This is a genomic window from Brevundimonas sp. T2-11 (assembly GCF_055397675.1).
The window spans coordinates 1,209,819-1,234,667 of record NZ_AP027920.1 but is presented as its reverse complement, the minus strand read 5'-3'; the positions used below and the strand labels follow the sequence as shown (position 1 = coordinate 1,234,667).

The 24,849-nt window shown below is 66.5% G+C and carries 29 protein-coding genes and 1 tRNA gene; 16 read left to right on the top strand and 14 right to left on the bottom strand.

The window, feature by feature from the left end; genetic code table 11:
• Window positions 1–12 precede the first annotated feature (12 nt).
• From ACZ5XO_RS06220 to ACZ5XO_RS06210, 3 genes are all read left to right on the top strand, one after another.
• Window positions 13–720: a TorF family putative porin gene (locus ACZ5XO_RS06220; RefSeq protein WP_464164402.1), complete on the top strand. Its 708-nt coding sequence runs from the start codon at window positions 13–15 to the stop codon at window positions 718–720.
• Between the two features lie 53 nt (window positions 721–773).
• The gene (locus ACZ5XO_RS06215) at window positions 774–992 is read left to right on the top strand and encodes a hypothetical protein (RefSeq protein WP_207826548.1); all 219 of its coding nucleotides are present in this window, start codon (window positions 774–776) and stop codon (window positions 990–992) included.
• Window positions 993–1,164: 172 nt separating this feature from the next.
• The gene (locus tag ACZ5XO_RS06210) at window positions 1,165–1,377 is read left to right on the top strand and encodes a cold-shock protein (protein ID WP_003164457.1); all 213 of its coding nucleotides are present in this window, start codon (window positions 1,165–1,167) and stop codon (window positions 1,375–1,377) included.
• Window positions 1,378–1,461: 84 nt separating this feature from the next.
• Here ACZ5XO_RS06210 and ACZ5XO_RS06205 read toward each other — a convergent pair whose 3' ends face one another.
• Window positions 1,462–2,625, bottom strand: coding sequence for a cystathionine gamma-synthase (locus tag ACZ5XO_RS06205; RefSeq protein ID WP_464164401.1), 1,164 nt, complete (start codon window positions 2,623–2,625; stop codon window positions 1,462–1,464).
• 4 nt (window positions 2,626–2,629) lie between these two features.
• Window positions 2,630–4,033 (bottom strand): pyridoxal-phosphate dependent enzyme, encoded by a 1,404-nt coding sequence (locus ACZ5XO_RS06200; protein ID WP_464164400.1) that lies wholly within the window; start codon window positions 4,031–4,033, stop codon window positions 2,630–2,632.
• Window positions 4,034–4,147: 114 nt separating this feature from the next.
• Between ACZ5XO_RS06200 and rnr the strand changes: the two genes are divergently transcribed.
• From rnr to ACZ5XO_RS06185, 3 genes are read left to right on the top strand one after another with little or no spacing between them, the layout of a single operon-like run.
• On the top strand, window positions 4,148–6,463 hold the full coding sequence (gene rnr, locus ACZ5XO_RS06195) for a ribonuclease R (protein WP_464164399.1): 2,316 nt from the start codon (window positions 4,148–4,150) through the stop codon (window positions 6,461–6,463).
• A complete protein-coding gene (locus tag ACZ5XO_RS06190; RefSeq protein ID WP_464164398.1) occupies window positions 6,460–7,170 on the top strand; it encodes an NUDIX hydrolase in 711 nt (236 codons plus the stop codon). The genes rnr and ACZ5XO_RS06190 overlap by 4 nt, the downstream gene beginning before the upstream one ends.
• Window positions 7,171–7,174: 4 nt before the next feature.
• Window positions 7,175–7,588, top strand: coding sequence for a DUF5990 family protein (locus tag ACZ5XO_RS06185; protein ID WP_464164397.1), 414 nt, complete (start codon window positions 7,175–7,177; stop codon window positions 7,586–7,588).
• A 3-nt stretch (window positions 7,589–7,591) separates the two neighbouring features.
• On the opposite strand, the gene ACZ5XO_RS06180 is transcribed toward ACZ5XO_RS06185, so the two are convergent.
• On the bottom strand, window positions 7,592–8,158 hold the full coding sequence (locus tag ACZ5XO_RS06180) for a hypothetical protein (RefSeq protein ID WP_464164396.1): 567 nt from the start codon (window positions 8,156–8,158) through the stop codon (window positions 7,592–7,594).
• A 126-nt stretch (window positions 8,159–8,284) separates the two neighbouring features.
• On the opposite strand from ACZ5XO_RS06180, the gene rpmG reads away from it, so the two are divergent.
• A complete protein-coding gene (gene rpmG / locus ACZ5XO_RS06175; RefSeq protein WP_003164451.1) occupies window positions 8,285–8,452 on the top strand; it encodes a 50S ribosomal protein L33 in 168 nt (55 codons plus the stop codon).
• Window positions 8,453–8,556: 104 nt separating this feature from the next.
• Here rpmG and ACZ5XO_RS06170 read toward each other — a convergent pair whose 3' ends face one another.
• Together ACZ5XO_RS06170 and ACZ5XO_RS06165 are read right to left on the bottom strand one after the other, a co-directional pair.
• Window positions 8,557–9,921, bottom strand: a complete 1,365-nt coding sequence (locus ACZ5XO_RS06170; protein WP_464164395.1) for a PleD family two-component system response regulator — start codon at window positions 9,919–9,921, stop codon at window positions 8,557–8,559.
• A gap of 6 nt (window positions 9,922–9,927) precedes the next feature.
• Window positions 9,928–10,293 (bottom strand): response regulator, encoded by a 366-nt coding sequence (locus tag ACZ5XO_RS06165; RefSeq protein ID WP_184273318.1) that lies wholly within the window; start codon window positions 10,291–10,293, stop codon window positions 9,928–9,930.
• A 159-nt stretch (window positions 10,294–10,452) separates the two neighbouring features.
• Here ACZ5XO_RS06165 and ACZ5XO_RS06160 point away from each other — a divergent pair, with 159 nt between their 5' ends.
• The 5 genes from ACZ5XO_RS06160 (at window position 10,453) to ACZ5XO_RS06140 (ending at window position 14,215) form a co-directional block, all read left to right on the top strand.
• A complete protein-coding gene (locus tag ACZ5XO_RS06160; RefSeq protein WP_464164394.1) occupies window positions 10,453–11,715 on the top strand; it encodes a DNA polymerase IV in 1,263 nt (420 codons plus the stop codon).
• Window positions 11,716–11,770: 55 nt separating this feature from the next.
• Entirely contained in the window at window positions 11,771–12,229 is a 459-nt protein-coding gene (locus ACZ5XO_RS06155) for a RidA family protein (protein WP_464164393.1), read from the top strand.
• Window positions 12,226–13,377 carry a GNAT family N-acetyltransferase gene (locus ACZ5XO_RS06150; protein ID WP_464164392.1) on the top strand — a complete coding sequence of 384 codons (1,152 nt, stop codon included), beginning with the start codon at window positions 12,226–12,228 and terminating at the stop codon, window positions 13,375–13,377. Before ACZ5XO_RS06155 ends, ACZ5XO_RS06150 begins: the two co-directional genes overlap by 4 nt.
• Before the next feature lie 138 nt (window positions 13,378–13,515).
• Window positions 13,516–13,812 (top strand): hypothetical protein, encoded by a 297-nt coding sequence (locus ACZ5XO_RS06145; RefSeq protein ID WP_464164391.1) that lies wholly within the window; start codon window positions 13,516–13,518, stop codon window positions 13,810–13,812.
• A gap of 97 nt (window positions 13,813–13,909) precedes the next feature.
• Entirely contained in the window at window positions 13,910–14,215 is a 306-nt protein-coding gene (locus ACZ5XO_RS06140; protein ID WP_464164390.1) for a CsbD family protein, read from the top strand.
• 3 nt (window positions 14,216–14,218) lie between these two features.
• Here the strand turns inward: ACZ5XO_RS06140 and ACZ5XO_RS06135 are convergent, their stop codons facing one another.
• The 4 genes from ACZ5XO_RS06135 to ACZ5XO_RS06120 form a co-directional block, all read right to left on the bottom strand.
• On the bottom strand, window positions 14,219–14,794 hold the full coding sequence (locus ACZ5XO_RS06135; protein ID WP_464164389.1) for a DUF4287 domain-containing protein: 576 nt from the start codon (window positions 14,792–14,794) through the stop codon (window positions 14,219–14,221).
• 98 nt (window positions 14,795–14,892) lie between these two features.
• Complete coding sequence (clpA, locus tag ACZ5XO_RS06130) at window positions 14,893–17,193, bottom strand: ATP-dependent Clp protease ATP-binding subunit ClpA (RefSeq protein ID WP_464164388.1); 2,301 nt, start codon at window positions 17,191–17,193, stop codon at window positions 14,893–14,895.
• Between the two features lie 11 nt (window positions 17,194–17,204).
• The gene (gene clpS / locus ACZ5XO_RS06125) at window positions 17,205–17,534 is read right to left on the bottom strand and encodes an ATP-dependent Clp protease adapter ClpS (RefSeq protein ID WP_105564763.1); all 330 of its coding nucleotides are present in this window, start codon (window positions 17,532–17,534) and stop codon (window positions 17,205–17,207) included.
• 182 nt (window positions 17,535–17,716) lie between these two features.
• Window positions 17,717–18,187 (bottom strand): phasin family protein, encoded by a 471-nt coding sequence (locus ACZ5XO_RS06120; RefSeq protein WP_207826524.1) that lies wholly within the window; start codon window positions 18,185–18,187, stop codon window positions 17,717–17,719.
• A gap of 264 nt (window positions 18,188–18,451) precedes the next feature.
• On the opposite strand from ACZ5XO_RS06120, the gene ACZ5XO_RS06115 reads away from it, so the two are divergent.
• Window positions 18,452–19,882 carry a serine hydrolase gene (locus tag ACZ5XO_RS06115; RefSeq protein ID WP_464164387.1) on the top strand — a complete coding sequence of 477 codons (1,431 nt, stop codon included), beginning with the start codon at window positions 18,452–18,454 and terminating at the stop codon, window positions 19,880–19,882.
• On the opposite strand, the gene ACZ5XO_RS06110 is transcribed toward ACZ5XO_RS06115, so the two are convergent.
• Both ACZ5XO_RS06110 and ACZ5XO_RS06105 read right to left on the bottom strand, forming a co-directional pair.
• The gene (locus ACZ5XO_RS06110) at window positions 19,879–20,448 is read right to left on the bottom strand and encodes a DUF2239 family protein (protein ID WP_464164386.1); all 570 of its coding nucleotides are present in this window, start codon (window positions 20,446–20,448) and stop codon (window positions 19,879–19,881) included. The genes ACZ5XO_RS06115 and ACZ5XO_RS06110 overlap by 4 nt on opposite strands.
• A gap of 68 nt (window positions 20,449–20,516) precedes the next feature.
• Window positions 20,517–20,873, bottom strand: a complete 357-nt coding sequence (locus tag ACZ5XO_RS06105) for a phage holin family protein (RefSeq protein WP_464164385.1) — start codon at window positions 20,871–20,873, stop codon at window positions 20,517–20,519.
• 115 nt (window positions 20,874–20,988) lie between these two features.
• On the opposite strand from ACZ5XO_RS06105, the gene ACZ5XO_RS06100 reads away from it, so the two are divergent.
• On the top strand, window positions 20,989–21,426 hold the full coding sequence (locus ACZ5XO_RS06100; protein WP_464164384.1) for an HIT family protein: 438 nt from the start codon (window positions 20,989–20,991) through the stop codon (window positions 21,424–21,426).
• Here the strand turns inward: ACZ5XO_RS06100 and ACZ5XO_RS06095 are convergent, their stop codons facing one another.
• Window positions 21,427–21,777 (bottom strand): DMT family protein, encoded by a 351-nt coding sequence (locus tag ACZ5XO_RS06095; protein WP_464164873.1) that lies wholly within the window; start codon window positions 21,775–21,777, stop codon window positions 21,427–21,429.
• A gap of 51 nt (window positions 21,778–21,828) precedes the next feature.
• Between ACZ5XO_RS06095 and ACZ5XO_RS06090 the strand changes: the two genes are divergently transcribed.
• Both ACZ5XO_RS06090 and ACZ5XO_RS06085 read left to right on the top strand, forming a co-directional pair.
• Window positions 21,829–21,903: transfer RNA gene (locus ACZ5XO_RS06090), tRNA-Thr, on the top strand.
• Between the two features lie 22 nt (window positions 21,904–21,925).
• On the top strand, window positions 21,926–22,552 hold the full coding sequence (locus ACZ5XO_RS06085; protein WP_464164383.1) for a TetR/AcrR family transcriptional regulator: 627 nt from the start codon (window positions 21,926–21,928) through the stop codon (window positions 22,550–22,552).
• 139 nt (window positions 22,553–22,691) lie between these two features.
• Here ACZ5XO_RS06085 and feoB read toward each other — a convergent pair whose 3' ends face one another.
• Together feoB and ACZ5XO_RS06075 are read right to left on the bottom strand one after the other, a co-directional pair.
• Complete coding sequence (gene feoB, locus ACZ5XO_RS06080) at window positions 22,692–24,575, bottom strand: ferrous iron transporter B (protein ID WP_464164382.1); 1,884 nt, start codon at window positions 24,573–24,575, stop codon at window positions 22,692–22,694.
• Complete coding sequence (locus ACZ5XO_RS06075) at window positions 24,575–24,847, bottom strand: FeoA family protein (RefSeq protein WP_464164381.1); 273 nt, start codon at window positions 24,845–24,847, stop codon at window positions 24,575–24,577. Before ACZ5XO_RS06075 ends, feoB begins: the two co-directional genes overlap by 1 nt.
• Window positions 24,848–24,849 lie beyond the last annotated feature (2 nt).

Genomic DNA, 24,849 nt, shown 5'->3' with positions numbered 1-24,849 from the left:
ACGAGGCTTTTCATGCTCCGCACCCTGACGAACGCCGCCCTTCTCGCCGCCGCTCCCCTGGTCCTGCTGGCCTCCGGCGCCCATGCCCAGGATGCTGATCTGAGTGGGGGCAAATGGTCCTTCTCGGCCGGCGCCGCGACCGACAACCGTTCCAAGGCGGCGTCCAAGTCCGACGGCGATCCCTTCGTCTACGGCGTCGCCGAATGGGAGAGCGCCAGCGGCCTCTTCTACGGTTCGGGCGGGCTGGAGACCATCGACGGCGGCGGCTCCAAGCTGGAGTCCGAGCTGGTGGCGGGCGTCCGCCCCGAGTTCGCCGGCTTCGACTTCGACCTGAACGTCGCTCACAAGTATCGCTTCGACGCCAACCCCGGCTATGACGACGATGCCTGGGAGTTCACCGCCGACATGAAGCGCTCGATCGGCCCGGCCAGCGCCCGTCTGCGGCTGCAGCACTCGCCCGACGGCACCGGCTCGACCGAGGCCTGGACCTGGGTCGCCCTGCGTGGCGGCTGGGACTTCACTAACAAGCTGAACGTCTCGGCCGAGGTCGGCCGTCGCGAGCAGGACAACAGCATCGACTACACCGGCTGGAACGTCGGCGGCGCCTACGCCCTGACGCCCAAGGTCGAGCTGGACCTGCGCTGGCATGACACCGACGCCGACGTTCCGGGCGAACAGTACAAGGGCGCCCTGGTGGCCGGGATCAACTTCTCGTTCTGATCTTGTGACCGATCAGCGGTAGCCAATCGGCGGAAAGTCCTTAGGTTAGGGTCATGACTTTCCGCCCCACTACCCTGGAACGTGCGTATCAACTGGCTGAAAGCGGCGCCTGTCGCACAGTAGGCGAGGTCAAGCAGGCCCTTCAGAGCGAAGGCTACGACCGCATTCAGGACAGCCTCTACGGCGGCACGGTGACCGCCGCCCTGCGCAAGCTCTGCCAGGAAAACTTCGCCGGCGGCCCCGACGCCCCGGCCGCCCAGGAAGACGCCTGAGGCCAAGGGGTCTTGCGCTGGACACGATTGCCGTCCATCTTATCGCCGTCGATCTCTCTGCGTAACGCTGCTGACTCTTTGCTCTGCGCACCGAGGACTAGGCCGATCCATTCAGACCCGACAGGCCAAGGGGGCTCTTCCCTGAGGTCAACGACTAGCGGAGGTCCTGAAAATGGCTACCGGCACTGTGAAATGGTTCAACTCCACCAAGGGCTACGGCTTCATCCAACCGGATGACGGCGGCAAGGACGTCTTCGTCCACATCTCGGCCGTCGAGCAAGCCGGCCTGCGTGGCCTCGACGAGAACCAGAAGGTCTCGTACGAAATCGAGCGCGACCGTCGCTCGGGCAAGGAATCGGCCGGTCAACTGAAGACCGAAGGCTGATTTCGGCCTCGTCAGGGCTCTGGCCCAGGCGAAGAAATCGAAGGGGCGCTCCGGTCAGCCGGAGCGCCCCTTTTTCGTTTTCGATCAGGACAACGCCTGATCCAGATCGGCGATCAGGTCGTCGATGTCCTCGACCCCGACCGACAGGCGGATCAGGTTGTCGGTGACGCCGCCCGCCTCGCGCACCTCTTTCGGCACGCTGGCGTGGGTCATGATGGCCGGGTGGTTCACCAAGCTTTCGACGCCGCCCAGGGACTCCGCCAGGGTGAAGACCTGCACCCGCTCCAACACCCGCCGGGTGCGCTCCAGGTCGCCGTCGATCAGCACCGTGACCATGCCGCCGAAGCGGCCGTTCATCTGACGCGCGGCCAGTTCGTGCTGGGGGTGGCTGATCAGGCCCGGATAGATGACCTTGGCCACCCCCGCCCGGTCTTCCAGCCAGCGGGCCACGGCCATGGCGTTCTCATTGTGCGCCTTCATGCGCAGGCCCAGGGTCTTCAGACCCCGATTAGCCAGGAAGGCGTCGAACGGCCCCATGACGCCGCCGATGGAGTTCTGCAGAAACTTCAGCTGGGCCGCCATCTCGGCGTCCTTGGCGACCAGAACCCCGCCGACAATGTCGGAGTGGCCGTTCAGATACTTGGTCGCCGAGTGCATGACCACGTCGGCGCCGAGCGCCAGCGGCTGCTGGCTCCACGGCGTGGCGAAGGTGTTGTCGACCACTAGGATCAGCTTGTGGGCCTTGGCGATCCTGGACAAGGCCTCGATGTCGGCCAGCTTCATCAGCGGGTTGGTGGGGGTCTCGACCCACAGCATCTGCGTCTTGTCGGTGATCGCCGCCTCGACGGCCTTGAGGTCCGTCAGGTCGATATAGCTGAAGTCCAGCCCCATCGACCGACGACGCACCCGCTCGAACAGCCGCCACGAGCCGCCGTACAGGTCGTCGCCGGTGACGATGTGCGACCCGGCGTCCAGCAGCTCCAGCGCCGTCGAGGTCGCCGCCATGCCCGAGCCGAAGCCGAAGGCCTGAACCCCGCCCTCCAGATCGGCGATGCAGGCCTCGAAGGCCTCGCGCGTCGGGTTCTTGCCGCGGGCGTATTCATAGCCCTTGTTCACGCCCGGGCTTTCCTGGGCGTAGGTCGAGGTGGCGTAGATCGGCGTCATCACCGCGCCCGTCGTCGGGTCGGGCTTCTGGCCGGCGTGGATGGCGCGGGTCGAGAAACCCTGGCTGTTCTTCAGGTCGGCCATGGTCTTACCGGTTCAGGCTGAGGTGGTTGATCAGGTCGGTGCGGGCGATCAGACCGACGAAGGTCTCGCCGTCCAGAACAATAGCCACGCGGTCGCGATCAAAGATCGGGATCAGGGCGTCCAGCGTCTCGCTGACCTGCAGGGTGTCCAGATCGCGCGTCATGGCCGAGGACACCGGCTTGGCGAAGCGCTCTTTGCGGGTGATCTCGTCGGTGTTCATGATGTGGACGATGTCGCTCTCGTCCAGAATGCCGACCAGGCGGCCGTCCTGAATGACCGGCAGTTGCGACACGCCGTCCCCTTTCATCCGCTTGAAGGCGGTGTCCAGGGTGTCGTCGGGACCGATCACCACCACGTCGCCGTTGGCGTATTTGCGCGTGATCAGGTCCGACAGGTCGCCGTGCAGCTCGCGCTGGGTCAGGCCCTGATCGGCCAGCCAGGCGTCGTTATAGACCTTGGACAGATACTTGGCGCCCGTGTCGCAGACGAAGGTGACGACCCGCTTCGGCTCGGTCTGTTCGCGGCACCAGCGCAGGGCGGTGGCGATCAAGGTGCCCGACGACGACCCCGCCAGGATGCCTTCCTTCAGCAGCAACTCGCGCACAGTGGCGATCGCCTCGCTGTCGGGGATGGAATAGGCCACGTCGATCAGGTCGGCGTCGGCCGTGTCGGGCATGAAGTTCTGACCGATGCCTTCGACCGCATAGCTGCCGTCGGGACCCGCTACGCCCTCGTTGACCAGACCCGCCAGGGCCGAACCGACCGGATCGGCCAGGATGATCCTGACGTCCGAGCCCTGCGACTTGAAGTACTGGGCGTTGCCCGTGATCGTCCCGCCCGAGCCGATGCCGGCGACGAAGGCGTCGATGTCGCCGTCCATCTGCGCCCAGATTTCAGGACCAGTCGTCTTGAAGTGGGCGGCGGTGTTGGCGTCGTTGGCGAACTGGTTGACGAAGTAGCCGCCGGGGATCTGCTGGGCCAGGCGCTCGGCCATGTCGGTGTAGTATTCCGGGTGGCCGTGCGGCACGTCCGAGCGGGTCAGACGCACGTCGGCGCCCATGGCGCGCAGGTGCTGGATCTTCTCCTTGGACATCTTGTCGGGAATGACCAGCAGGACGTTATAGCCCTTCTGCTTGCCGACCAGGGTCAGGGCCAAGCCGGTGTTGCCCGCCGTCGCCTCGACGATGGTGCCGCCGGGCTTCAGCCAGCCGGCCTTCTCTGCCGCCTCGATCATCGACAGGGCGATGCGGTCCTTGATCGACCCACCGGGGTTCTGGCTCTCCAGCTTCAGGAACAGGCGGCAGGGGCCGGTGTCGATCCGCGTCACCTCGACCATGGGCGTCTTGCCGATCAGGTCCAGCAGCGAGCCCACGGGGCGGGACAGGACAGGGGCGTCGGACATCGACATACGGAAGGCTCCGAAAAAGGCGTGTTCAGGGGCGGAAGCTGGGCGTCGGCACGCACTTGGTCAACTCACGCAAGTTTTCACCCATTTGGCCCGAAGCGCATTACATAGGACGCAATGACCAAGACGCCGAAACGCCCCGCCGCGGGCCTGCCCGATAAAGACACCCTGCTGGCCTTCCTGCGCGAGGCGGGCGAGGCCGAGAAGGCCGACATCGCCCGCGCCTTCGGATTGAAGGGCGTCGAACGCCGCCAGCTGCGCGAAATGCTGAAGACGCTGGAGGCCGAAGGCGCCCTGGGCAAGCGCGGCCGCAAGGGTTTTTCCGAGGCCGGCGCCCTGCCCCCCGTCGGCGTGGTCGACGTGGTGGATCGCGACGCGGACGGCGAGCTTTATGTCGAACTGGTCAAGGGCGGGGACGACGCGCCGCGCGCCCTGCTGCTGCCCGACCGCGAGGGCAAGACGCCTGCGCCCGGTCTGGGCGACCGCCTGCTGGTCAAGTTCGCGCGCGGGGCCGAGGGCTGGGAGGCGCGCCTGGTCAAACGGCTGGACGCCGGAACCAACCGCGTCCTGGGCGTGATCCGCAAGTCGGCGCGGGAAACCCGCGTCGAGCCGGTCGACAAACGCTCCAAGGACGTCCTGCTGATCCCCTCGGCGGTGGCGGGCGACCTGCGCGACGGCGATCTGGTGCTGGCCTCGATCGAAAAGGGCGACCACCGTTACGGTCCCAAGCGCGGAAAGATCCTCGAGTCCATCGGCCGCGAGGACGATCCCCGCGCCGCCTCGATCATCGCCATCCACGCCCACGGCCTGCCGACCGGCTTCTCGGACCTGGTCGAGCGCGAGGCCGAAGATCAGGCCCTGCCGACGCTGAAGGGCCGCGAGGACCTGCGTGAGGTGCCCTTCATCACCATTGACCCGGCCGACGCCCGCGACCACGACGACGCCGTCTACGCCGAGCGCGACACCGATCCGAAGAACGCCGACGGCTGGATCGTCTGGGTCGCCATCGCCGATGTCGCCGCCTACGTCCGCCCAGGCTCTGCCCTGGACCGCGAGGCGCGCGACAAGGGCAACTCGACCTACTTCCCCGACCGCGTCGAGCCGATGCTGCCGGAAGTCCTGTCCAACGGCCTGTGCAGTCTGAAGCAGGGCGAAAACCGCGCCTGCATGGCCGTGCGCATGATCTTCGACAAGGACGGCAAGAAGACCGGGCACAAGTTCATGCGCGGCCTGATGCGGTCGCACGCCAAGCTCAGCTATGAACAGGCCCAGGCCGCCATCGACGGTCAGCAGGACGACGTGACGGGTCCGATCATGGACGCCATCCTCTATCCCTTGTGGAACGCCTATTCGACCATGCTGAAGGGCCGCGAGCGCCGCAGCCCCCTGGCCATCGAGAGCCCCGAGCGGCGCGTCATCATGGCCCCCGGCGGCGGCATCGCCGCCATCGAGCCGCGCAAATCGCTGGAGGCCCACCGCCTGATCGAGGAAATGATGATCCAGGCCAACGTCTGCGCCGCCGAGACGCTGGAGAGGACGCGCACGCCCCTGATCTATCGCGTCCACGAAACGCCCAGCCAGGAGAAGATCTTCAACCTGGCCGACTTCCTGCACACCATCGGCAAGCCCTGGAACAAGGGCGAGGCGCCGACCACCAAGCGCTTCAACAAGCTGCTGGACGAGATGCGCGACGGCCCCCACGCCGAGGTCGTCAACGAGGTGGTCCTGCGCACCCAGATGCAGGCGGTCTATTCGCCGGACAACGTCGGCCACTTCGGCCTGCATCTGGACCGCTACGCCCACTTCACCTCGCCGATCCGCCGCTATTCCGACCTGATCGTGCACCGGGGCCTGATCCGCGGCCTGAACCTGGGCTCGGACGGGCTGACGGACCGCGAGATCGCCGAACTGGAAGGCATCGCCGAGCACGTCACCGAGACCGAGCGTCGCTCGATGGCCGCCGAACGCGACGCCATGGACCGCTACATCGCCGCCTTCCTGGAAGACCACGTCGGCGCGACCTTCACCGGGCGCATCACCGGCGTGACGCGCTTCGGCCTCTTCATCCGGCTGGACGAGACGGGCGCCGACGGTCTGGTCCCCGTATCCTCGCTGGGCCATGAGTATTTCACCCACGACGATCGCGCCCATGCCCTGATCGGCGAGCGCACGGGCCAGCGCTACACCCTGGGCCGCCGCGTCGAGGTTCGTCTGGCCGAGGCCACGCCGGTCACCGGCGGTCTGGTGCTGGAGATGCTGTCCGACCCTGAACCGCGCGATCCCAATGCTCCGGCCCCGCGCTACGGCGTCCGTGGACGCGGCGGCGACCGCCCGCCGATGCGCGGAAAAGGCCGCCCCGGCGGTCCCAAGCCGCGCAACGGCGGCAAGCCGTCGGGCGGCTTGAAGGGGGTGCGCAAGGGCAAGCGCCGGTGAAGCCCGCCGCCCCCTTCGACGCCGCTCAGGACCTGGCCGACGCCCCGCGCACCGGCGGCGCTCAGCGGCCCAAGGACGCCGCCACCCTGATCCTGACGCGGGGCGCAGAGCGGCCGGAAGTCCTGATGGGCCGCCGCGCGCCGGGTCACGTCTTCATGGCCTCGAAGTGGGTCTTTCCCGGCGGGCGCATCGACCGGTCCGACTTCACCGCCGCCTCGACCGGCGAACTGTCGTCGGACGTAGCCCGGCGGCTGGAGGCGGAAATGCCTGCCCGCCGCGCCCGCGCCCTGGCCCTGACCGCCGTGCGCGAAACCTTTGAGGAAACCGGACTGATCCTGGGCCGAACCGCGCCGTCCGCCTCCGTCGCCGGGCCGTGGCGGGACTATCGTCAGGCAGGCGCCCTGCCCGACCTGTCGGTCCTGTCCTATGTGGCCCGCGCCATCACGCCGCCGGGGCGCACCCGCCGCTTCGACGCCCGTTTCTTCATGGCCCCGGTCGAGGCCCTGCGCGATCCCGACCGGATCGAGGGATCAGGCGAACTGGACGAGATCGCCTGGCTGCCACTGGACGAGGCGCAGAGCCTGGACCTGCCCGCCATCACCCGCTTCGTCCTGGGCGAGGTGGCCGAGCGGCTGAGCCATCCCGACCGCCCCCTGCCCTTCGTGCGCATGGTGCGTGGCCGTCACGTCGTCGAACATCAGGACTGAGGCCATGGCCAGGCAGACCATCCTTCTGCGCCTGACCATCGAGAACCCTGTGCCGGGCGTCTGCTACAGCCTGCAGGGCAAGGAGGGCGAGCCGGTCGACGCCATGACCGCAACCGAAGCCCCGCTATCGCTGGACGCGCCCGTCGTCCTGAACGACGACAACCGCCTGACCGGCCCCTTCGTGCGGCGCGAGGGGCCGACGCGTCGCTTCGTCTATATCGGCATCGGAACCCATGCGGGCTTTTCCGACGCGGCATGGAGCCGTCGCGCCAAGATCGACGTCCACGACATCCCCGCAGACCTGCTGGAGGCCGCCCGCCAGGGCCGCATTCTGGAAGCTCGCCTGCCGGGTCGAGCCAAGGACGGCGGTCCGGCCTGCGCCACCGTCCGCCCGCTGGCGCCGTGGAAAGCTCTCTAGGCCCTACTGCGCGACGGGCCTGGTCAGATCGAACTCGACGCGGAAATGACGGTTCGGACGGCGCAGCTCATAGGCGAACATGTGCCGGGGATGGATCTCCATCGCCCAGACATTGGTGGTCGAGACCGAGGCGTTGTTGGCGTTGAACAGGTCGATGGATTCCTGATCCACCGGGAATTCCTGCCGTTCGGCCGTGCCGGCGCCCGCCGTGTCCCCGCCGTACCAGTGCAGGGTGTCGGTCGTGCCGTCATCGTGGCGATGATCATGCTTCAGCCGCAAGCCCGTGGCCGTGCGCTTCACCACCCAGGTCCGTGACCGATCGGCGCCGACCCAGAAGGGAATGCGAATCTCTTCGGCAGAACAGTCACGCACATGCATCAACAGCCTCTGGCTGGCGAAATCCGAATCGGCGGAATCCGTGGTGACCACCTTGCCCTCGAATCTCTGGCCGCACAGGGCGCTCAGATTCTTGAAGAAGGCGTCCTGGGGCGTGTCGGCGCGCGCGACGACGGGCAAGGACGACAGGGTCAGGGCGGCGGCCGCAAGGGCGATCGAGGTCAGGGCTTTCATTTCGTCACCCTAACCTTTAGGAGCCTTTCCTCAACGCGACATCGCGGGCGTTGACTTTGGTCAGCGCCTGAGTATGTTCCGCGCCTCTCGTTTCATGCGGCTTTCGCCGTCGCAAAGGTAATTCCGATGGCCAAACCGGCTTCCATCAAGATCCGCCTGAACTCCACCGCTGACACCGGCTTCTTCTACGTGACCAAGAAGAACGCTCGTACGATGACCGAAAAGATGGTCGTCAAGAAGTACGACCCGGTCGTCCGCAAGCACGTCGAGTTCAAGGAAGGCAAGATCAAGTAAGGCCCTTGACGGCTCGAACCCCCGGGTTCGCTTGACTGCAGAATTCGAAACGCCCGGCTTTTCAGCCGGGCGTTTTTCGTTGCGTGATCAACAGGATCGCCCTGTCAGGCCGCGCGGGCGACGACCTTGTTCCGCCCCGACGCCTTGGCCTCATAGACCCCCTCGTCCGCGCGTTTCAGCAGGGCCTCGGGCGTGTCGTCGGCTCCCATGGTAGCGGCCACGCCCACCGAGACGGTGATGTTCAGATGCGCCTTGCCGTCCATGACACGGAAGGGCGCCGCGCCCACGTCGCGCCGGATCCGCTCGGCGATTCGATGGGCGTCCTCCAGCGTCGTACCGGGCATGACGACCACGAACTCCTCGCCGCCGAATCGGCACGGCAGGTCAACGGCGCGCACATTCGTGGCCAGCCGCACCGAGAATTCGCGCAGCACCTCGTCGCCGGCGTCGTGACCGAAGCCGTCGTTCACGGCCTTGAAGTGGTCGATGTCGAGAACCAGCACCGCCACCGGCTCGCCGCCGCGATTGGTGCGCGCCACCAGCGCCTGCAGCTGGTTCGACATATAGCGACGGTTATGCAGCCCGGTCAGGGCGTCCGTGACAGCCATCTCCAGGCTGTGATCCAGTTTCTCGCGCAGGAAGTCGCCATAACGCTTGCGCCGCACCTGGGTCCGCACACGCGCCGACAGCTCCTCCGGGTCCACCGGCCGGGTCAGAAGATCATTGGCCCCCAACTCCAGCGCCTTCAGCAGCCGGGGCCGGTCCTGCGAATCGACCAGGGCCAGGATCGGCAGCCGCCGCGTCGGCTCCTTGGAACGCGCCTGGGCGATCAGGCGCAGTCCGTCAAAGCCGTCCGAGGTCACATTGACGATCATCAGGTCAACCGGTCCGCGCGCCGCCTCCAGCGCCGCGACGGGATCGGCTTCGATCAAGGGGCGGTGCTCCAGCGCCAGTTCCTGCGCCACCTTCGCAGCCTGCAGGACGTTGTCGTCCACCACCAGAACGCGCCCGCCCGAACCCTTCAGCCGCGCCACGCCGGCGGTGTCGACGCCGACGCGCCGCCCGCTCTCCTCGCGCTCGCGCAACTCGTCCATGACCATCTTCAGACGCGTCAGGCTCTTGACCCGCGCCATCAGGATCACGTCGTCCAGAGGCTTGGTCAGGAAGTCATCGGCGCCGGATTCCAGCCCCTTGATCCGGTCATGCCGCCCGTCCAGCGCCGTCACCAGCACCACCGGGATATGGCGTGTCCTGGCGTCGTCCTTCAGCCGACGACAGGTCTCGAACCCGTCCATGCCGGGCATCATGACATCAAGAAGGATCAGGTCCGGCTGTTCAGACGTCGCCAGGGCGATGGCCGTCAGCCCGTCCCCGCAGGTCAGAACGTCATAGTATTCAATCGTCAGCTTGGCTTCGAGCAGTCGGACATTGGTCTCGACGTCGTCCACCACCAGGATACGCGCGCTCATGCCGCCCTACCCCAGATGCTTGCGGATCGTCTCGAGAAACGACACCACCGAAATGGGCTTGGAGATATAGGCCTCGCAACCACCCTGCCTGATCCGCTCCTCATCGCCCTTCATGGCGAAGGCTGTAACAGCGATGACAGGGATATGGTTCAGCTCCTCGTCGTCCTTGAGCCATTTGGTCACTTCCAGCCCGGAAATCTCCGGCAGCTGAATATCCATCAGGATCAGGTCGGGGCGATGCTGGCGGGCAATGGCAAGCGCCTGCAGCCCTTCACGGGTCTGCAGGGTCTCGTAGCCCTGGGAATCGAGCAGATCATGAAAAAGCTTCATGTTCAGCTCGTTATCCTCGACGATGAGGACTTTCTTGGACATCCGCCACCCGGCTGTTTCGCCAAAAATTTGCGCCGTTGCGCAGGGCTTTTCGCCTTCTTCGGATGCACCTTGGGCCGCGCAGTCTTAAGTTGAAGTGAAGCTGCCATTTCTCATTGCGCTATCGGGCTTCGCACTGCTTGAGCGCCGACGGAGTTCAATTTGGCCCTGAAGGCCGTTTGCCGCGACTGCCTGTGGACCGGCGACCGCAAGGTCGAGCGGTGCCTTTCGTGCGCCTCGCGCCGCGTCATCAGCCATGACGAACTGGGCGAGCTGACCATCGCCCATCTGGATTGCGACGCCTTCTACGCCTCGGTGGAAAAGCGCGACCGGCCTGAACTGCGCGACAAGCCGGTCATCATCGGCGGCGGCAAGCGCGGCGTGGTCTCGACCGCCTGCTACGTGGCGAGACTGCACGGCGTCGGCTCAGCCATGCCCATGTACAAGGCTCTGAAGGCCTGCCCCGACGCCGTCGTCATCAAGCCGGACTTCCGCAAGTACGTCGCCGAAAGCGAGCGCATCTTCGGCGCGGTCGGCAGGCTGACGCCCCTGGTCCAGACCCTGTCGCTGGACGAGGCCTGGATCGACCTGGCCGGGACCGAGCGCCTGAACGGCGGCTCGCCCGCCTTTCAGTTGATCCGCCTGCAGAAATGGATCGAAGACGAGACCGGCCTGACCGTCTCCATCGGCCTGGCTCCCAATCGCTTCCTGGCCAAGATCGCGTCGGAACTGGACAAGCCGCGCGGTTTTTCGGTCATCGGCGCGGCCGAGGCCAAGAGCCTGCTGGCATCGCGCCCGGTCAACATCCTGCCCGGCGTCGGGCCGGTGTTCGGGCGCACCCTGAGGTCCGACGGCTTCGCCACGGTCGGCGATCTGGCCGCCGCCGACGTCAAGGATCTGGTCCGGCGCTACGGCGAGACGGGCCTGCGCCTCTACGACCTGAGCCACGCTCGCGACGCCCGCCCGGTACGCCCCGACCACGACCGGCGTGGGATGAGCGCCGAGACCACCTTCAACGACGACCTGACCGACGCCGAAGATCTGGAGGCCGAGTTGTGGCCCCTGTGCGAGAAGCTGGCGTCCAAGGCGCGCCGCGACGGCGTGGCCAGCCGCGTCGTGGTGCTGAAACTGCGCAAGGCCGACTTCAAAATCGTCACCCGCCGCATCACCCTGGCCGAGCCGGTGCAGACGGCGCGGGTGCTGTTTTCCGCCGGGCGCGACCTGCTGAAGCCCGAACTGGGCGAGCCCTATCGCCTGATCGGCATCGGCCTGGCCGAGATCGCTGAAGCGGGCGCCGCCCCCGCCGGTCTGTTCGCCACCGCCGAGACGCGCGCCCTGAAGACCGAGACCGCCATCGACGCCCTGCGCGAGAAATTCGGAGCCGCCGCCGTGGTTGCGGGCCGCGCGCTCAAGAAGCCCGGATGACGTGGCCCGCCCGGCGCGCTACACCCCGCCCGAACCCCTCAACGGAGCCTCCGACATGAGCATCCACGCCCGCATCGCCGAACTCGGCATCACCCTGCCCGAGCCGGCCAAGCCGGTCGCCAGCTACGTTTCCTATGTCCGCACCGGCAACCAGGTCCTGATCTCGGGCCAGCTGTCGAACGACGCCAATGGCGGCGTCAAGGGCACCGTCGGCGTCGATGTGACGCCGGAACAGGCCGCCGAGGCCGCCCGTCTGTGCGGCGTCAACCTGCTGGCCCAGATCAACGCCGCCGTCGACGGCGACCTGGATCGCGTGGTCCGCATCGTCAAGCTGGGCGCCTTCGTCCAGGCCGGCCCCGATTTCGAAGCCATCCCGGCCGTCGTCAACGGCTGCTCGGACCTGATGGTCCAGGTCTTCGGCGACGCCGGCAAGCACGCCCGCTCGGCCGTCGGCGTCTACAAGCTGCCGCTCGGCTTCGCCGTGGAAATCGACGCCATCATCGAGGTGAAGTGAGCTTCACGCTTCAGGTCCACGACGGGATCGCCGCGATAGGCCGGGACACGTGGGACGCCTGCGCGGCCCCGACCGGCGATCCCTTCGTCTCCTACGACTTCCTGCACGCCTGCGAGGCGTCCGGCAGCGCCGTCCCGTCCCAGGGCTGGGCGGCGCGTCACCTGTCCCTGCATGACGAAGACGCCGTGATCGGCGTCATGCCCCTCTATCTGAAGGGCCATAGCCAGGGCGAATACGTCTTCGATCACAGCTGGGCCGACGCCTATCAGCGCGCCGGCGGCCGCTACTACCCCAAGCTTCTGGGCGCCGTGCCCTTCACGCCCGCCACGGGGCCGCGTTTCCTGAACGCGCCCGGCACGGACGCCGCCACCGTGCGCGAGGCCCTGCTGCAAGGCGCGCTGACCCTGGTCGAGCGGCTCGGTGTCTCCTCCCTGCACATCAACTTCCCGACCGAGCCGGAATGGCGCGCCGTGACCGAGGCGGGCCTGCTGCCGCGCCGCGACATCCAGTTCATCTGGCGCAACGAGGGCTATCAGACCTTCGATGACTTCCTGGCCGCCTTGTCGTCCAATCGGCGCAAGACCATCCGGCGCGAACGGCGCGAGGCCCAGGCTGGGCTCGACATCCGCGTCCTGACCGGCGCCGAGATCACCGAGGCCCATTGGGACGCCTTCTTCGCCTTCTACATGGACACCGGCGACCGCAAGTGGGGCCGGCCCTATCTGACGCGGGACTTCTTCGCCCGCGTCGGCGCCACCATGGCTGACCGCATCGCCCTGGTCATGGCCTTCCGCGACGGGACGCCCATCGCCGGCGCCCTGAACTTCATCGGCCGCGACGCCCTCTACGGCCGTCAGTGGGGCGCGCTCGAGGATGTGCCATTCCTCCATTTCGAGCTCTGCTATTATCAGGCTGTCGACTTCGCGATTGCCCGGGGCCTGTCACGCGTCGAGGCCGGGGCCCAGGGCGAGCACAAGATCGCCCGCGGCTATCTGCCCTCCCCCGTCTATTCCGCCCACTGGATCGCCGATCCGGCCCTGCGTGATCCGGTCGCCCGCTACCTCGACAACGAGCGCCCGGCGGTTGAGGCGGAAATGGAAACCATGCGGGCGGATCTGTCGCCCTATCGCGGCGCCAGGTTGACGTGAGGCGGCGGCACGAAGGGACAACGTCGATTTTTGCCGCCTTCGAAGCCTTTCACAGCCACGCCCCGTAAACGAACGACGGTCTTTGACTTTCCCGTAATTTCAAACCATCGTCGCCGCCTGGCTATCAAAGGAAAGAAGATGCTGCCCTTGGTTCTTATGGCCCTGTTGATGGGACAAACCTCAGATCAGGCTCCTGCGGCTGAAACCGTCGCCGTGACTCGCGTCGCCGAAACCGCCGCCGCGCAACCGGCCGCACCGCGTGAGCGTCTTGTCTGCCGTAGCCGCGACGGCGTGGAATCGCGCCTGCAATCCAGACGAGAACGCGTTTGCCGCACACGCGCCCAATGGGACGCCATTGAAGCAGCCCACGCCATCGAGGCCCGTGGCATCACCCAGACCAGCGGCTCCGTCCAGTACACTCCGCCGGGCGGCTAATTCAGTCTCTTCGCTCTCGCTGCAACTGGATGCTGGAACCTGGCAGGACGCCAGGCGCTAGGACTACGAGGCTCCTCACTCACATCCAGGGATCACCATGACCGATCAACGTATCGAAGGCGTCGCGACGGAACTTAAGGGCAAGGCCCAGAGCGGCCTCGGCCGCCTGACCGGCGACAGCAAGCTGCAGGTCGAGGGCAGGCTGAACGAGGTCAAGGGCAAGGCGCTGGACGCCTATGGCCGCGTCATCGACGGTCTGGACGGCATGGTGGACAAGGCGCCCGCCGATCTGCGCGAGCCCGCCCGCAAGGGTCTGGATTTCGCCCGTCGCAAACCCTTGCTGACCACCGGCATTCTGGCCGGTGCGGCTGTGCTTCTCGGCGCGCTGGGCCGCAGGCGCTAGGTCTCAACCGTTGTCGGCCGCCTGGGCGAACAGGCGGCCGACAACCGCGTCCACCTGATCGGCGGCGTCCAGTTCGATCGTCGCCGTCAGCCGCTCGGACCAGCTTTCACGTCGCGCCGACGGTGACAGGCGCGAGGATAATTCCGGCGCCAGCTTCAATCCCAGCAAAGCCCGCCCGCCCTTCAACGGGCGCATGGCTGCGAACTGCACGCTGCGCGAAAATGCCGTGTAGCCCTTGCGTTGCCCCGAAATGACGTCTTCGACGCCGTCAGCGACGCGCTCGACCGCCTCCAGGATCGCCAGGGAGGCCGCATCCTTCCACAGCGCCGCGCGCAGGGCCTCAGGCTCGTCCCAGCCTGGGCCGTCGGCGGGGCAACAGGCGTCGAGAATTTGCGCCGCGTGGTTCTGACCCACGCCATATGTCGCCTTCAGCCAGGCCGCCTGGGCGCGCGGCGCGGTCTCGGGGCAGGACTTCATGATCGCCACCCAGTCGGCCAGCGGCTTGCCGGTGTTCTTTTCCAGATTGGCCTGGACTGTGGCGAACCACTTCTTCTGTCGCTCCGTCAGCACTGCGGTCATCTACCCCTCCGTCCTTGCGCGACCATGCGCCTCTGCCCGCGCCAAAGAAAAGGCCCGGGCGTTTCCGCCCGGGCCTCAGCATGCAAACCTGAGCGAAATCAGGCCGTTTCTTCTTCCTCTTCCTTCACCGCCGCGCCCTTGGCCGGGGTGATGTCGAAGGCGATCTTGCCGTCCTTCAGCTCGACCTTGACGTGTCCGCCGCGCGTCAGACGGCCGAACAGGATGTCGTCGGCCAGGGGCTTCTTGATGTGCTCCTGAATGACGCGGGCCAGGGGTCGTGCGCCATACAGTTCGTCGAAGCCGTTCTTGGCCAGCCAGTCGGTCGCCTCGTCGGTCAGTTCGATGGTGATGTTGCGGTCCGCCAGTTGGGCGTCCAGTTGCATCATGAACTTGCCGACCACCGAACGGATCGTCTCGGCGCCCAGCGGCTTGAAGGCCACGATGGCGTCCAGGCGGTTGCGGAACTCCGGCGCGAACAGGCGCTGGATGGCCTTGTCGTCCTCGCCTTCGACCTTGCCCCGGCCGAAGCCGATGGAGGCCCGGGCGTTGTCGGCGGCCCCGGCGTTGGTGGTCATGATCAGGATGACGTTCCTGAAGTCGACCTTCTTGCCCACGGCGTCGGTCAGGGTCCCGTTGTCCATCACCTGCAGCAGGATGTTGTAGACGTCGGGGTGGGCCTTCTCGATCTCGTCCAGCAGGACCACCGAGTGCGGGTGCTGATCGACAGCGTCGGTCAGCAGGCCGCCCTGGTCGTGGCCGACATAGCCCGGAGGGGCGCCGATCAGACGGCTGACCGTGTGGCGCTCCATGTATTCCGACATGTCGAAGCGCTGCATCTCGATGCCCAGGGTGGCGGCGAGTTGCTTGGCCACCTCGGTCTTGCCGACACCGGTCGGACCGCTGAACAGGAAGGCGCCGATCGGCTTGTTCGGGTCGCGCAGACCCGCCCGCGCCAGCTTCATCGCCGCCGAGACCTGATCAATGGCCTGCTCCTGGCCGTAGACGACGCGCTTCAGGTCGGATTCCAGCTCGCGCAGGGATTCCGTATCCGACTTGCTGACCGACTTGGGCGGGATGCGGGCCATCTTGGCGATGACGGCCTCGACCTCCTTCTGGCCGATGACCTTCTTGCGCCTCGATTCCGGCAGCAGCATCTGCGACGCCCCCGCCTCGTCGATCACGTCGATGGCCTTGTCCGGCAGCTTGCGGTCAGTGATGTAGCGCGCCGACAGATCCACCGCCGTGCGGATGGCGGCGTCGGTGAAACGCAGCTTGTGGTGCGTCTCATAGGTCGTCTTCAGTCCCTTGAGGATCTTCACCGTATCCTCGATCGTCGGCTCGTTGACGTCGATCTTCTGGAAGCGCCGCACCAGGGCGCGGTCCTTCTCGAAGTGCTGGCGATACTCCTTGTAGGTAGTCGAGCCCATGCACCGCAGGCTGCCGGACGCCAGAGCCGGCTTCAGCAGGTTGGAAGCGTCCATCGCCCCGCCCGACGTCGCGCCGGCGCCGATCACAGTATGGATTTCGTCGATGAACAGGACCGCGTTCTCGTGCGTCTCCAGTTCCTTGACGACCTGCTTCAGCCGCTCCTCGAAATCACCGCGATAGCGGGTGCCGGCCAGCAGCGCCCCCATGTCGAGCGAGTAGATGGTGGCGTCCTTCAGGACCTCGGGCACCTCGCCGTTGACGATCTTGCGGGCCAGGCCCTCGGCGATGGCGGTCTTGCCGACGCCAGGATCGCCGACCAGCAACGGATTGTTCTTGGTCCGGCGGCACAGGATCTGGATTGAACGCTCGACCTCGGCCTGACGGCCGATCAGGGGGTCGATCTTGCCGTGTCGCGCCTTCTCGTTCAGGTCGACGCAATAGGCCTCCAGCGCCTCTCCGCCCGATTTGACGGCGGCGGCGTCCTCGGCCTCCTCGGGCGAGCCCTTGGCGGGACGGGTCTCGGCCGCGCCCGGCTTCTTGGCGATGCCGTGGGCGATGAAGTTGACCGCGTCATAGCGCGTCATGTCCTGCTCTTGCAGGAAGTAGGCGGCGTGGCTTTCGCGTTCCGAGAAGATAGCGACCAGGACATTGGCGCCCGTCACCTCTTCGCGGCCCGACGACTGGACATGAATGACGGCGCGCTGGATCACGCGCTGGAAGCCGGCCGTGGGCTTGGCGTCGTCGCCGTCCGCCGTGGCCAGGGCGGCCAGGTCGTTATCGACATAGAGGGTCAGCGCCGTCTTCAGCGCGCCCAGATCAACGTTGCAGGCCGTCATGACCGCCGACGCATCGGTGTCGTCGATCAGGGCCAGCAGCAGGTGCTCAAGCGTGGCGTACTCGTGCCGGCGCTCGTTCGCATAGTGGACCGCGCGGTGCAGGGTCTCTTCGAGAGGACGAGAAAAGGAGGGCATGGGAGATCCTCTCAGTCTTTTTCCATCGTGCATTGCAGAGGGTGCTGGTGACGGCGCGCCGTCTCAACCACCTGGGCGACCTTGGTTTCGGCCACTTCGTAGGTGAAGACGCCGCAGACCCCGACGCCATGCTGGTGCACATGCAGCATGATGCGGGTCGCGTCTTCCCGGCTCTTCTGGAAGAACCGTTCCAGCACATAGATGACGAACTCCATCGGCGTGTAGTCGTCATTCAGGATCAGCACTCGATAAAGCGAGGGCCGCTGAAGCTTCGGCTTTGTCTCGGTGACGACGGCGGCGCCTGCGCCTCCGCCTTGTTCACCTGGCCGTCTGGTAGGCATTCGTTGTCCGTCTTCGGGGGGAGTCGATGGATCAGATAGGTGATGATGGCCTGATTTGTAGAGGCGTCCAGTCACGCGTTGCGTGAACGGCCGACTTGCCGCACCCGGAGCGGCGCCGGACGCAAAAAAGGCCCCGGCGTTTCCGCCGGGGCCTGATTGTACGCTACAGAAGATCGTCCGGCTTAGCGGGCGGCCTGGAAGCTCTCGACGGTCGCGGTGACGCGCTCGTTGATCGGCTTGAAGCTGTCCTTCACCGAGGCGGTGAAGATCTCGGTCGTCTTGCCGAACTGGGCCAGATAGGCCTCAGCGGCCGACTTGGCCCACGAGGTCTGCAGTTCGACCAGTTCCTGAACCGAGCGGGCCTGGCTGATCGACTGTGCGGCGGCGACGCCGTCTTCCCAGGACTTCTTCGAGAAGGCGATGGCTTCCTGCGACAGAGCCTCGGCGCCCTTCTGGGCGGCGGCGGCCGACTCGACGACGGCCTCGAGGTTCTTCTTGCCGTGAGCGTTCAGCTCGGTCAGCGAAGCGACCGACTTGTCCACGCCTTCGCGGAAAGCCTTGGCGCCAGCGGCCTGGATGGATTCAGCCTGGGCTTTCGCCTTGGCGGTGGTTTGTTCGACGGTCTTCTTAACAGTCTCTGCGGCGTCAGCCATGGGGACTCTCCTGAAGCGATGAGGGGTTTCGCGACAAACGGGTCCATCGCGACGATGGCCATATGGTGCAAGTGCGAAATGACTTCAAGTGAATTTTGTGCGATGCAACATATAAACACCGATCACCTGCCCGCGCAGGCGCGATCACAACTCCGTTGACGCCTTGTTAACCCTCTCGAAACCCCCGCGACGGATGTTAGCTTTTGTAAAGCGCGGTGATCAGGGTCGTCTTCGCGCCACAGTGACGAGGCTAGTAGATTGACCATGAACGCAGCATTCCGCCGTCGCTTCCTGGCCGCCCTGGTTCTGGGCGGCGTGGTCCTCACGCCCGCCCTGGGCGCGCCCCCGCCGGTCGCTCAGTCCTCGGACAACTCGCGCTACGCCTCCATCGTGGTCGACGCCGCCTCGGGCGAGGTGCTGTTCTCACGCTTCGCAGACGCCCGGCGCTACCCCGCCTCGATCACCAAGGTCATGACCCTGTATCTGGTTTTCGAGGCCCTGGAATCCGGCAAGGTCAAGCTGACGGACAACCTGACCGTATCACCGCGCGCCGCTTCACAACCGCCTTCCAAGCTGGGCCTGGCCGCCGGTCAGTCGATCAGCCTGGACGACGCCATGAAGGCCACGGCCGTCCGTAGCGCCAACGACATGGCCGTGGTTCTGGCCGAACACATTGGCGGCTCCGAAGCCCAGTTCACCGCCCGCATGACGGCCAAGGCCAGGGAACTGGGCATGGACCACACCCGGTTCACGACCGCCAACGGCCTGCCCGACACACGCCAGGCGACGACTGCTCGCGACCTGTCCATCCTGAGCCGTGCGGTGATGCGCGACTATCCGCAGTACTATCGCTACCTCGGACTGCACGACTGGTACTACAACGGCCGCGACTACCGGAACACCAACGGCCTGCTGGCCACCGGTCGCGGCTACGACGGCATCAAGACCGGCTTCACCAACGCCTCGGGTTACAATCTCGCTGCCTCCTCGGTGCGCGACGGCAAGCGGATCATCACCATCGTCATGGGCGGCCGTTCGACGCGGACCCGCAACGACCACGTCGCAGAATTGATGGACACCGGCTTCGAGGTCCAGCGCCGACGCAGCCAGGGCGAGCGCATTCAGGTCGCCCAGACCTTCTTTGAACAGCGCGGCTACGGCATCAGCGCCGATCCCAATCCGCCGGTCGAGTACGCCTCGGTCTCTGATGAAGACGGCGAAGGCGTCGGCTCGACCGCCGTGGCCTATGTCTCTGGCTCGCCGCCGGCAAACCTGCCGACCGAAGTGACGCCGCCGCCGTCGGCCCGCGCCGCAACCTCACGCACAACGCCCCCAGCGCAGCGCGCGGAGACTCCGCGCTCGCCCGAAAGCCTGACCGCTTCGCTAAACGGCAGCACGACGTCGCGACGCGCATCCGCCCCTGCCCGCTCACCGACACGTGAAGCCTCACGCGCGCCCGCCGGACGCTGGACGGTTCAGGTCGGCGCCTTCCGTGACGAGACCGTGGCCCGCAACTGGCTCAACGAGGTCAGCCGGCGATTCCGCACCCAGTTCACCGAGGCGCAGCGCGATGTTCAGAGCGCCGATGGCTGGTATCGCTCGCGCTTCACCGGCATGACCCAGGCTTCGGCCGAGGCCGCCTGCGAGGCTCTGGGCGAACGTCGCGTCACCTGCATGGTCATCCGCCCCAGCTAGATCGCGCCGCGACCATTGCGCCAACTTCCCTCGGCCAGCCGACGGGCATAGTCGCGCACGTCCGACGGCCAGGCCTCGATCGCGGCGTCAAAGGCGACCCAGTCGCCGGCGAACAACATCCGGGTCGCCTCCTCATAGCCAGGCTGATCGCCGGCCATGGCGGTCATGAAGCGATAGGCGGCCTCGCGACTGCGGCGCACGCGATCCGGCCCCTCGGCTGCGCGCAAAGCGTTCTCGACCAGCTTCCGCAGCGCGACCGAAGCCCCGCCCGGCTGGGACGCCAGCCAGTCCCAGTGACGCGGCAACAGGGTGACTTCGCGCGCCGTGACTCCCAGCCTGGGCCGTCCCGGGCCGCGCTTCTCCACAGCCTCGACCGGCAGACGCGCCAGCACAGCCGCCAGATCGCCGCGCAGATCGAACTCCATCGGTCGGGCGTCGGCGTCGTCAAAAATCAGGACCGACTCGCCCGCATCATGCGCCGCCTTGACCGCCGCCACGACCTCAGACGGCGCGCCCGAAGCGATCAGACGATTTCCGGCAAAGGCGGTGCAGGTTTCAGTGGGCATCATCAGCTCCTTGAGGTCGCGACGATTTACCCGGGCAAAATATCCGCGTCAATATTACCCGGATTTATTCAGCGCGCCCGCTCGCCCTCGCCAAACAGGGAGGCCGCGATCCAGCTGACCCCCCCCGTCACGATAGCCGCCCCGATCCCGGCCCATAAACCGTTGACCGAGAAACCGCCCAGGAACCAGGCCGTCAGTCCAATCATCGCCGCGTTCACCACCAGCAGGAACAGACCCAGGGTCACGATGGTCAGCGGCAGGGTCAGGATCACCATGATCGGCCGCACGATGGCGTTGACCAGACCGAGGATCACCGCCGCCGCGACCAATGATCCCGTAGAGGTGAAGTCCACCCCTGGCACGACCTTGGCCGACAACCACAGTCCAAGGGCGGTGACGACCGCCTGAACGATGAAACGCAGCATGGAAAGCAATCTCCGTGAACCTTGACCATATAGTGCGTCAGATCGCTTTTCGCTCCCGTGCGAAATCCGCCCCGCCCTGCTAGCCTTCCGTGGACACCTCTGACGGAGCCTCCCCATGAGCCTTCACGGCGCCTACGACCCCGACAACATCTTCGCCAGGATCCTGCGCGGCGAAATCCCCAGCGTGAAGGTGTGGGAAGACGACGACGTCCTGGCCTTCATGGACGTCTTCCCCCAATCCGAGGGTCATGTCCTGGTGGTGTCCAAGACCTCGACGGCCCGCAACCTGCTGGAGATCGAGCCGGAAGTCCTCGCCAAGCTGACCGCCGCCGTCCAGCGCACAGCCCGCGCGGTGGAGAAGGCGCTGAAGCCCGAGGGTTTCAGCCTGATGCAGTTCAACGGCGAGGCCGGGGGCCAGACCGTCTTCCACCTGCATTTCCACATCGTGCCGCGCTGGGCCGATCGCGCCCTGAAGGGCCACGGCCATGCCCCCATGGCCGACGCCGAACAGCTCAAGGCCCTGGCCGCGCGGATCGCCGCCGAACTGGACTGACTACAACGGCCCCTTGAAGATGAAGAAGGCCCCGCCCGCGATCAGCGCAAAGCCGACCAGATGGTTCAGGGTCAGCTTCTCGCCAAGGTAGAGCACCGAGAAGACGGCAAAGACCACCAGGGTGATCACCTCCTGCATGGTCTTCAGCTCGGCCGCCGAATAGACCTGATGACCGATGCGATTGGCGGGCACGGCCAGGCAGTATTCGAAGAAGGCGATCCCCCAGCTCAGGATCACCACGATCCACAAGGGCTTCGAGCCGAATTTCAGATGGCCGTACCAGGCGAAGGTCATGAAGACGTTCGACAGGGCCAGCAGAAGGATCGGCGTGAGATAGGGCGTCATCGGCATGGTCGGACTGTGCTTGCGTCCTGACGATTCCACCAGCATAAGGCCCGCAACGCCGGATTAGCACAGTGGTAGTGCAGCGGTTTTGTAAACCGAAGGTCGCGGGTTCAAATCCTGCATCCGGCACCACTTCTTCTGGCCGCCTCCTCCCATGTCCGAGACGACCAACAAGCTGGGCCACAAGATCGGGACGCGCGGGGCGCGGACCCGCCGGGCCATTCTCGACGCCCTGCGCGAGCTGCTGAACCACAAGCACCTGGGCGAGATCCGCGCCGCCGACGTGGCGATGGCGGCAGGCGTCTCGGCGCCGACCTTCTACACCTATTTCAAGTCGGTCGAGGAAGGCCTGCTGATCCTGTGCGAGGAGGCCGGCGAGGACTTCCAGCGGCTGGCCCGGCACATTCACGCCGACTGGACCGCCGACCGCGCCTTCGAATCCGTGCGCGCCTATGTGCTGGAGGTCCTGGCCCTGTGGAACGACCACGGGCCGGTGCTGCGGGTCGAGCACATGCTGGCCGACAAGGGCGAGCCGGGCTTCGCCGAAAGCCGCATCAAGCGCATGCGGCGTCTGCACCTGGCGCTGGAGCGCCGCATCGCCCAGGCCAAGGCCAACGGCATGCATCCTGAGGGCCTGAGCCCCCGCCTGACCTCCTATGAGACCGCCAATCTGGTGGAGTCCGTCGCCGCCGGCTTCGCCCTGATGCGCCGCGCCGACACGCCCGAGGCCATTGTCGATACGACGGCGCATATCGTCGTGAAACTGACGACGGGGCGCTGACTTTTCCTCCCCACTTCGTGGGGAGGTGGCGCGGCGGCGAAGCCGATGTGACGGAGGGGCGCTGCGAGCCAAAGCTCAACCAAGCCCCTACACCGCTTCGCGGTCCCCCTCCCCACGAGGTGGGGAGGAGATATCTGGCTCAGCCCCCGCCCAGCGCCACGGCGACGTGATAGACGATGAAGGCCGCCAGATAGGCGAGGCCGAACAGATAGCCGACCATGATCATGGTCCACTTCATCGAGCCGGTCTCGCGACGGACCACGCCCAGGGTGGGCAGGCATTGCGGCGCGAAGACGTACCAGGCCAGGAAGGCCAGACCCGTGGCCAGCGACCAGTCGGCCGACAGGACCGAGGCCAGGGCGCCGACGTTTTCTTCCGCGCCGGCGATGGAATAGACCGTGCCCAGGACCGCCACGGCGACCTCGCGCGCGGCCATGCCGGGCACCAGGGCCACCACCATCTGCCAGCTGAAGCCGATGGGGGCGAAGACGGGCTCCAGCGCCTTGCCGATCATGCCGGCGAAGGAATAGTCGATGGCCGGTCCCGTCGCCCCTTCCGGCGGATAGGGGAAGGTCGACAAGGCCCAGACGATGACCATCAGCGGCAGGATGATCTTGCCCGCGCGGCGGATGAAGATCTTGGCCCGCAGCCACAGATTGAACAGGACGCTCTTGATGTCGGGGATCTTGTAGGCGGGCAGTTCCATCATGAAGGGCTCGACGGCGCCGCGCCAGAAGACCCGACGGATCACCAGCGAGACCAGAAGCGCGCTGACGATGCCCGCCGCATAGAGGCCGAACATCACCAGGCCCTGCAGGCTGGCCCAGCCCCAGACGGTTTCGTTGGGGATGAAGGCCGCGATGATCAGGGTGTAGACGGGGATGCGCGCCGAGCAGGTCATCAGCGGCGCGATCAGGATGGTGGTCAGCCGGTCGCGCTTCGCCTCGATCACCCGCGTCGCCATAATGCCGGGAATGGCGCAGGCGAAGCTGGACAGCAGGGGGATGAAGGCCCGGCCGTGCAGCCCCGCCCCGCCCATGATCTTGTCCATCAGGAAGGCCGCCCGGGCCATGTAGCCGAAGTCTTCCAGCACGATGATGAACAGGAAGATGATCAGGATCTGCGGCAGGAAGACCAGGACGCTGCCGACCCCGCCGATCAGACCATCGACGATCAGGCTCTGCAGCAGGCCGGTGAAGCCTTGATCCGGCAGGACCGTGGCCACCCAGCCGCCGACCAGGGCGAAGAAGGCCTCGATGCCGTCCATCGCGGGCGTGGCCCAGGTGAAGACGGCCTGGAACATGACGAACAGGATGCCCAGCAGGATGACCAGACCGGCGACGGGATGCAGCAGGACGCTGTCGATCTTGCCGGTCAGGGTGTCGGGCCGCTCGGGCGGGCGGACGCAAGCCTTCATGATGCGCTCGGCCTCGCGGTGGGCGTCGCGGATTTCGGCGGCGGACGGGGCGTGCCATTCGCTGCGGGTCTCGCCCACGGCCTGATCGGCCTGGGCCTGGACCGCGGCGACCAGTTCAGTGATCCCGCGCTTGCGCGTGGCGACCGTGGTGACCACGGGGGCGCCGATCTCGGCCGACAGCTTCTCCAGGTCGATGCGCAGGCCCTGACGCTGGGCGATGTCGAACATGTTGAGCGCCAGCACCATGGGCCGCCCGACCTGCTTCAGCTCCAGCGCCAGCCGCAGCACCAGACGCAGGTTGGTGGCGTCGGCGACGCAGACCACAACGTCCGGCGGGGTCTCGCCCGGCAAGGCGCCGAGCACGGCGTCGCGGGTGACCTCCTCGTCCAGGCTGCGGGCGCGCAGCGAATAGGTGCCCGGCAGGTCCAGCACCGACAGGGTGCGGCCGTCGGCGGCGTGGATGCGCCCCTCTTTGCGTTCCACCGTGACGCCGGCGTAGTTGGCGACCTTCTGATGCGCGCCGGTCAGGGCGTTGAACAGGGCGGTCTTGCCGCTGTTGGGATTGCCGACCAGGGCGACGCGGGCGGTTCGAACGGCCACATCCATCAGGCTTTTCCTCCATCCAGACGGATGGTCAGGCTGGCGGCCTCGTGCCGACGCAGGGCCACGCGCATGTCGTCCACCTTCATGGCGATGGGATCACGCCCGAACAGACCTTCGTGCAGCAGCTCGACGCGCGCGCCCTCGACAAAGCCCAGCTCCAGCAGGCGGCGCTCCAGCTCGATCTCATGGTCCAGATGGTGGCAGTGGGCGCCGACCTGAACGATGACGCCGCGGTCGCCGCGTCGGGCCTGGCTGAGTTTGATGGTGTCGGTCATGG